We start from the raw sequence: 4,501 nt of genomic DNA on the forward strand, positions 1-4,501 counted from the left end.
CACTCGACCTCATGCGCCGGTCGCCGCAGTCGCCCAACGGCACCAACGAGCTACTGGTCAGCGAGCTGTGCCTGCAGGGCGAAGCCATTGGCATCACCCGCATTTCGCTCAACTTCGCGATGTTCCGCTCGGCCTTCGAGGAAGGTGCCCAACTCGGCGCAGGCCCGGTGGCGCGGTTGTGGCGCGCGCTGCTGGTGTTCTTCTCGCGCTGGTGGCAGCTGGAGACCCTGTACCGGTCGAACATGAAGTACATGCCCGAATGGGTGCCCCGCTTCGCCTGCTACGAGGACGCCCGCCTGATCCCGCGCGTCGGCATCGCGTCGGTGATCGCCGAGGGCTTCCTGGTGCTCCCGTTCAGCAGTCGCACCAAACAACACACGGGACAACACATCTCCGCTCCGCAGACGCTGGTCAACTCCGGCAGGCTGCAACACGATGGCAGTGCCCCCGACCTCACCGGGCTCGAGATCGAAGGCGCGAAGGATGACGTCGTGCACCGGTTGCCCGAACAGGTCAGGGTGCGGATGGCCAAGCTGAAGACCCTGCAGGACAACGGTATCGATGCCTACCCGGTCGGCAGGGCCCCGAGTCACACCGTCGCGCAGGCCCTCGAGGCGGCCGCCGAGGACAGCGTGACGGTGTCCGGCCGGGTGCTGCGCATGCGCGACTACGGCTCGGTTCTGTTCGCCGATCTACGCGACTGGTCCGCCGAAGTGCAACTGCTGTTCGACAATTCGCGCCTGAGCGAGGGCAGCACCGCCGACTTCACCAAAGCCATCGACCTCGGAGACCTCGTCGAGGTGACGGGCAGCATGGGCGCCAGCAAGTCGGGAACTCCGTCGCTGCTGGTGGACGGCTGGCGGTTGATCGGCAAGTGCCTTCGGCCGCTGCCCGACAAGTGGAAGGGGCTGACCGACCAGGAGGCGCGGGTTCGCACCCGCTATGTCGACCTGGCGATCAACACCGAGTCCCGTGACCTCATCCGGGCTCGCAGCCACGTTCTGCACGCCATCCGGGAGACGTTGTTCGCCAAGGACTTCCTCGAGGTCGAGACACCGATCCTGCAGCAGATCCACGGCGGCGCGAATGCGCGGCCGTTCGTGACGCACATCAACGCCTACGACCTCGCCCTCTATCTGCGGATCGCCCCGGAGCTCTATCTCAAGCGGCTCTGCGTGGGCGGGGTCGAGCGGGTCTTCGAACTGGGGAGGGCCTTCCGCAACGAAGGCGTGGACTTCAGCCACAACCCGGAGTTCACCCTGCTGGAGGCGTATCAGGCGCACGCCGACTACAACGTGTGGATCGGCGGCTGCCGAGAACTGATTCAGAACGCCGCACTGGCCGCCAACGGCTCACACGTCGTCATGCGACCGCGGGACGACGGCAGTCTCGAACCGGTGGACATCTCGGGTGAATGGGCGGTGAAGACCGTGCACGGGGCGGTGTCGGAGGCCCTTGGTGAACACGTCGACACCGATACCGACCTGCCGACCCTGCGCCGGTTCGCCGACGCCGCGAAGATTCCGTACCAGACTCACTGGGACCCCGGCGCGGTCGTCCTCGAGATGTACGAGCACCTCGTCGAGGACCGCACCGAGAACCCGACGTTTTACAAGGACTTCCCGACGTCGGTGTCGCCACTCACGCGACCGCACCGAAGCCTGCCCGGGGTCGCGGAGCGGTGGGATCTGGTGGCGTGGGGGGTAGAGCTCGGCACCGCGTACAGCGAGCTGACCGACCCCGTCGAGCAGCGCCGCAGGCTCCAGGAGCAGTCGCTGCTGGCGGCCGGCGGCGATCCCGAGGCGATGGAGCTCGACGAGGACTTCCTCCAGGCCATGGAGTACGCGATGCCGCCGACCGGTGGTCTTGGCATGGGTGTCGACCGCGTGGTCATGTTGATCACGGGGCGCAGCATCCGCGAGACCTTGCCGTTCCCGCTGGCCAAGCCCCGGTAGCGGCTCTGCCCACCCCCGAGTCGCGTCGCTCTCCCTCAGTAGGGGTGAGACCCCCAGCACCGGTTCACAGCCGACCGCCAGGAACGCCGTCCACGATGTCGTCGTGACCTCGTGGTTGGCCGCAGGAGACTTTCGGCAGCAGCACCTCTCGTTGATGCACGGCTGGTTGCCGTTGACGATCCAAGCCGCCACCGTGGTCGTTCTGTTGGCCGCGATCGGTTGGCGTACCCGCCGTTGGCGGCTGGTCTGGCTGCCCGTGGCGGCCATGGTCGGCATCGCCGTTGCGGCGGCGTCCCACTGGTTCATCTCATCGCAGGGACTGGCCGACGACCCGGCTCCGAAGTTGCTGTGGATCTGGCTGGCAGTGACTGGCATTGCCGCGGTGGTCGTCGTCGTCGGATGGTCCGGTGCCCGATGGTGGCGTCGCACGGTGTCCATCGCCGGTCTGCCACTGAGCCTGTTGTGCGCGGCGTTGGCGCTCAATTTGTGGGTCGGCTACTTTCCCACCGTTCAGACCGCGTGGAACCAGCTCACGGCGGGGCCGCTTCCCGATCAGACCGATCAGAAGACCGTGGTGGCGATGGAACAGAAGCATCAGATTCCCGCCAAGGGCGTGGTGGTTCCCGTCGACATCGGCTCCACCGCCTCGGGATTCAAGCACCGCGGCGAGCTCGTGTACCTTCCTCCCGCCTATTTCGCCACGGACCCGGCACCCCACCTACCCACGCTGATGATGATCGGCGGCGAGTTCAACACACCCGGTGACTGGCTGCGCGCAGGCGATGCGATCAAGTCCGTCGACGACTTCGCCGCGGCCAACGGCGGCAATGCTCCAGTCCTCGTGTTCGTCGACACCGGCGGCGCGTTCAACAACGACACCGAATGCGTCAACGGATCTCGCGGCAATTCCGCCGACCACCTCACGAAGGACGTGGTGCCGTTCATGGAGGCGAACTATCACGTGCGCGCCGACCGAGCGAGCTGGGGTCTCGTCGGATGGTCGATGGGCGGGACGTGTGCGGTCGACCTGGCGACCATGCACCCCGACATGTTCAGCACGTTCGAGGACATCGCGGGTGACGCCGCGCCGAACTCGGGGAACAAGCAGCAGACCATCGCGCGGCTCTTCGGAGGCAACGCCGCGGCCTACGCCGCCTTCGACCCGACGAGCGTAATCACCAAGCATGGTCCGTACCGCGGGCTGTCCGCGTGGTTCGACATCAACGGCTCGGGTCCCTCGGCGGGTCCGACGGTGGTGAACGCCGTCAACAACGGCGGGACCGGGCTCGGCGGCAAGGACGCCGCATCGCACGTCAGCGATCAGGCGGCGGCAGCCAACTCCCTGTGCGCACTCGGCGCCGTCAACGGCATCGACTGCGCGGTGGTGTCGCAGCCGGGAAAGCACGACTGGCCGTTCGCCGACCGCGCGTTCGCTGCGGCACTCCCATGGCTGGCGGGTCGGATCGGCACGCCAACGATCCCCGTGCAGGGCCTGCCGGGCTCGCGGCCCCGGCTCTCGCACATTCAGTAATCGGACTCGGCGGCGAGGATCTCGGCGAGGAACGCGTCGGATCCGGGGCGCGCCAGCCGCGCCCTGGCGAAGGCGCGTACGCGCTGCCGGGCGACCTGGGTCTCACCGGGCACGTCGGCCCCGATGGCCACCGTGGTAACCGACCAGTCGTGGTCCCACGCCTGGTTCTCGGTCAACGGCCCCTCGCCCCGACCCGCGAGGGTGAGCGCGGCCGTCCCGTTCGCGTCGAGGACGCCGGTGCCGGTCACCTCGCCCGAGTGAAGCCGCACCTCGATGTCGCGTGCCGACGCAGCGCCCGTCAGCGCGACGCGGACCGTCGCGAGCACCGACGAGTCGGCGGATTCGATCGACCAGTCGATCGTGTCGTCCGCGGCATCGAAGGTCCCGGCTGGCACGGCGACCCAGTCGACCGACCCAACGCCACCGGCGATGGCACCCGAGGCCCGAGTGGGTTCCGCCCCGGCCGCAAGCGCGTAGTCGGCGCGTCGCCGATCGACTGAATTCGCAAGCGGCACCGGTATTTCCGCAGCCGACCACGCTCCGGCCCCAGCCGCGAGCTCCGCACACACCCGCACCAGCTCGACGACGCGGGGATCGCCGTCCCGCTCGAGTGCGAGCAGAGCCGCCTGATGTGGAGCGAGCAGCCCTTCGACGTCGGAGTCCAAGGTGTCCTCGGTGAAGAACTCCTGCGCCGACTCGGTGAGAATCGCCAACTCACCGTCGAGCAGGGCACGGTCGAGCCGCGCGATCCCGTCCCGAAGACTCTCCGGCCACCACCGGCGCATCCAGAGCCCGATGGCGAGGCGTCGCAGTGGTTCGAAAGCGCCAGGCAGCAGGTCGAATTCGGCGAGCTCGGCTCCCGCCACGATCGCCGAGTGGCCATCCGTTCCGACGACGCGCCATAGCCAGTCGGCGGCAACGACGTCGGTGACCGTCAGCCTGGTCGCGGCCACACCGTTCGGGTCGTCGACCGTCCAGGCCAGAACCGCACCGCTGACCTCCAGCACCGCCGTGG

General features: G+C 68.1%; 3 protein-coding genes. 2 read left to right on the forward strand and 1 reads right to left on the reverse strand.

Features of this window, described 5'->3' with window-relative positions:
* A partial coding sequence (gene lysX, locus ACRDUX_RS00005) for a bifunctional lysylphosphatidylglycerol synthetase/lysine--tRNA ligase LysX (RefSeq protein WP_526409792.1) occupies window positions 1–1,955 on the forward strand: 1,955 nt, incomplete at its 5' end.
* A gap of 154 nt (window positions 1,956–2,109) precedes the next feature.
* Complete coding sequence (locus ACRDUX_RS00010; protein WP_526409796.1) at window positions 2,110–3,486, forward strand: alpha/beta hydrolase; 1,377 nt, start codon at window positions 2,110–2,112, stop codon at window positions 3,484–3,486.
* Here ACRDUX_RS00010 and ACRDUX_RS00015 read toward each other — a convergent pair.
* A partial coding sequence (locus ACRDUX_RS00015) for a hypothetical protein (protein ID WP_526409794.1) occupies window positions 3,480–4,501 on the reverse strand: 1,022 nt, incomplete at its 5' end. The genes ACRDUX_RS00010 and ACRDUX_RS00015 overlap by 7 nt on opposite strands.

The sequence above is a fragment of the Mycobacterium sp. genome (assembly GCF_050701675.1).
Lineage (GTDB): Bacteria > Actinomycetota > Actinomycetes > Mycobacteriales > Mycobacteriaceae > Mycobacterium.